This window comes from Agromyces humi, from assembly GCF_009720255.1.
In the GTDB taxonomy this organism is placed as follows: Bacteria; Actinomycetota; Actinomycetes; order Actinomycetales; family Microbacteriaceae; genus Agromyces; species Agromyces humi.
The window spans coordinates 1-3,093 of sequence record NZ_WJSP02000411.1; the positions used below are offsets into that span (position 1 = coordinate 1).

The 3,093-nt window shown below is 70.8% G+C and carries 5 protein-coding genes; 2 read left to right on the top strand and 3 right to left on the bottom strand.

Annotated elements, in window-relative coordinates:
- Nucleotides 1-834 (top strand): aminotransferase class I/II-fold pyridoxal phosphate-dependent enzyme (locus GH736_RS20020; RefSeq protein WP_159606461.1); only part of this gene is annotated, 834 nt, incomplete at its 5' end.
- A 229-nt stretch (nucleotides 835-1,063) separates the two neighbouring features.
- Nucleotides 1,064-1,849: a YhjD/YihY/BrkB family envelope integrity protein gene (locus GH736_RS20025; RefSeq protein WP_159606463.1), complete on the top strand. Its 786-nt coding sequence runs from the start codon at nucleotides 1,064-1,066 to the stop codon at nucleotides 1,847-1,849.
- Here GH736_RS20025 and GH736_RS20030 read toward each other — a convergent pair.
- The 3 genes from GH736_RS20030 to GH736_RS24690 all read right to left on the bottom strand — a co-directional run.
- Complete coding sequence (locus tag GH736_RS20030) at nucleotides 1,836-2,669, bottom strand: carbon-nitrogen hydrolase family protein (RefSeq protein ID WP_159606465.1); 834 nt, start codon at nucleotides 2,667-2,669, stop codon at nucleotides 1,836-1,838. The genes GH736_RS20025 and GH736_RS20030 overlap by 14 nt on opposite strands.
- A 26-nt stretch (nucleotides 2,670-2,695) precedes the next feature.
- Nucleotides 2,696-2,881 carry a hypothetical protein gene (locus tag GH736_RS20035; RefSeq protein WP_159606467.1) on the bottom strand — a complete coding sequence of 62 codons (186 nt, stop codon included), beginning with the start codon at nucleotides 2,879-2,881 and terminating at the stop codon, nucleotides 2,696-2,698.
- Nucleotides 2,882-2,893: 12 nt separating this feature from the next.
- On the bottom strand, nucleotides 2,894-3,093 hold a 200-nt coding region (locus tag GH736_RS24690), incomplete at its 5' end, for a hypothetical protein (protein WP_203230874.1).

A 3,093-nucleotide genomic window follows, 5' to 3' on the forward strand; every position in this document is an offset into this window, starting at 1 on the left:
CAGCAGCAGCGGGTCGGCATCGTCCGGGCGCTCGCCCTGAAGCCCGACCTGCTGCTCTTCGACGAGCCGACCAGCGCCCTCGATCCCGAACTGGTGGGCGAGGTGCTGTCGGTGATCAACGAGCTCGAGGCGGCCGTCACCGACCGCACGCGCCTCATCCTCGTGAACTCACCGCACAACCCGACGGGCGCGGTGCTCGACGCCGACACGCTCGCGCTGATCGTGCGCCTCGCCGAGCAGCACGACGCGATCATCGTGACCGACGAGGTGTACGAGCACCTCACGTTCGGTGTGCCGCACGCGCCGATCGCGACGCTTCCGCACGCCCGCGAACGAACGATCTCCATCTCGTCAGGCGGCAAGACCTTCAGCACCACCGGCTGGAAGATCGGCTGGCTCACTGCACCCGCCACGCTCGTCACGAGCGTGCTGGCGGTGAAGCAGTACCTCACCTTCGTCAACGGCGCACCGTTCCAGCCGGCCATCGCCACCGGCCTCGGGCTCCCCGATGCGGTGTTCGCGGATGCCGCGGCTGAGCTCCGCGCGAAGCGCGACCTGCTCGCCGACGGCCTCATCGCCGCGGGCTTCACGGTCTCGCTGCCCGACGCCGGGTACTTCATCGTCGCGGACGCCCGCCCGCTCGGCTACGACGACGGCGCGGCGCTCTGCCGTCGGCTCCCCGACCTGGCGGGCGTGGTTGGCGTTCCGGTGTCGGCGTTCGTGCACCCCGACCGCCAGGACGCGTACCGAGGCCTCGTGCGGTTCGCGTTCTGCAAGCGCCGCGACGTGCTCGAGGAGGCATCCGCCCGCCTGGCCCGGCTCGGCACGGGGTGATGCGCTCCGTCACGAGGATCGACGGCATGCCCTTCCCGTCTCGGGTGCGGATCGACATCGCGGCGAGTGTGCCGTTGTCATCGGCTCGCTGCCGCCGCGCCGGTGTTAGCCTCTGACCAGATCGAGCGAGGTCGTTCGCGTTCCGATCACGTTCGTGAGGTGCCGCATGGCTGGGTCGACCGTGAATCGCCTGGTGCGGACCGGAGCCAGGTCCGCGTCCGGACGGTTCGTGTTGCGCGTCGTTCGGGATCTCGGCAACCTCGAGCTCGTCGATCGCGGCATGACGCTCGCCGCGCACGTCTTCACGTCGATCCTGCCGATCCTGATCATCGTGGGCGCCCTGCGCGCCACCCTCGAGCCGCAGGCCGACGCGATCTTCGCCGAGCATCTCGGCTTCGACGACGCGACCGCGCAGATGCTGGAGAAGTCACTGCCCGCATGGGCGCAGGAGCTGCGGCTGACGGGGATCGTCGGCGTGCTGCTGCTCGTCATCGCCGCGACCTCGTTCGCCCGTGCGCTCGAGCGGAGTCTGCAGACGATCTGGGGCACGCCGAAGGTCAGCATCACGTCCGCCTGGCGCTGGCTCGCCACGATCGCGGCCCTCGTCATCGGCGTCGCGCTCATCGTCGCGACGCGCATCATCCTGCGAGGAGGCGGTGCGATGCCCGTGATCGAGTTCATCGCCGAGGTCGCGATCTGGACCGCGCTGTGGTGGTTCGCGGGGTGGATCGTGATCAACCGACGCGTGAGCCTTCGAGCGCTGCTGCCCGGCGCGGCGCTCGCCGGGATCTCGTTCGCGATCGCGGGACAGGTGGCCCGAATCGTCCTCCCGCCGATCCTCGCGGAGGCGGCGTTGCGATTCGGCGTGCTCGGCCTGGCATTCAGCTACATCGGGTGGCTGCTGGTGTTGTCGTGCATCCTGCTCATCGCCATGACGGCCGGTCGAGTCGTGTACCTCACCTGGGACGGGCGAGCGTGGCGTCGGTCGTCCACGGCGCGGCTCACCGCGGGGTGATGCGCTCCGTCACGTCGAAGCGTCGGAGCGCGAGCGCCGGGTTGACTCGGCGCACCGCGTCGATCCGCTCCCGCGAGACCCAGGCCACCGCGACATCCGTGGCCTCGCCGATCGTGGCGAGCTCGACGCCCATCGGGTCGACGATCATGCTGTTGCCGGCGCCGACGGGCGGCGCGTGGTCGGCCGCGACGACGTACATCGTGTTCTCGAGGGCGCGTGCCGTGGTCAGCACGCGCCAGTGCGCCTCCTTCAGCGGACCGCGCACCCATTCCGCCGGCATGCACACGACGTCGGCGCCGGCGTCGACGATGCGGCGGGTGACCTCGGGGAACCGGGCGTCGTAGCAGGTCTGCAGCCCGAAGCGGATGCCTCCGGCCTCGAACAGCTCGGGGGCGGTCACGTCGCCCGGCGCCACCCATTCCGACTCGCGCTGCCCGAACGCGTCGTACAGGTGGAGCTTGCGGTACCGCGCCACCACCCCGTCCCGCGGAGCGACCGCGACGACGGTGTTGCCGACACGGCGCTCGTCGCCGCCGAGCCGCTCGATCATGCCCGCGACCAGGTGGACGCCGAGCCGGGTCGCGATGGCGCCGAGCTGCTCGGTGAAGCGACCGCCGACCTCCTCGGCGGCCGCCTGCCAGTCCCAGCCGGGTTCGGGGGTGAAGTAGCTCGAGTACTCGGGGAAGACGAGGAGGCGCGCGCCCCGCGCGGCGGCCAGCTCGGCGAGCCGCTCGATCTCGGCGAGGTTGGCGGCGGCGTCGGCGCCGGGCGCGAACTGCGCGACGGCGACCGGGAAGGCGCCCACTGCGTGATCCGACATGCGGCCAGCGTAGTCGGCGGTCGCCGTCACTCGAGGATGCAGGGCAGCGACTTCACGGCGAGGGGCCGGCCCTCGAACTCCATGACGTCGAGGTCGTACGGGTAGGCCGGATCCACCACCACGTACCCGGCCGCGTCGGGGTACCACCAGTCCCATACGCCGAACACCACGGGGCATCCGGGCCAGAGGTCGCCGTAGGCGTCGACGGTCAACTCGGTCAGCCACTAAGCCTCCGCGTAGGCCGCTTCGGTGAGCGCCTCGTCGACGGCCTTCACCCTGCACACCGTCCAGCGCACCATCGAGTGCGCGTCGCTTCGGTTGACTCGAGCGGTCGCGCCCACAATGCCGATCGTTCCATCCGGTCGCCGACGATTCGGTCTCGCCGTCCGCTGCTGCTCACCGGATCGGCGGGCAATACCTGGCG

Bases quoted from the DNA above. Each gene is read 5' to 3' on its own strand.
- GH736_RS20030 (WP_159606465.1), bottom strand. From the start codon at position 2,669: ATGTCGGATCACGCAGTGGGCGCCTTCCCGGTCGCCGTCGCGCAGTTC.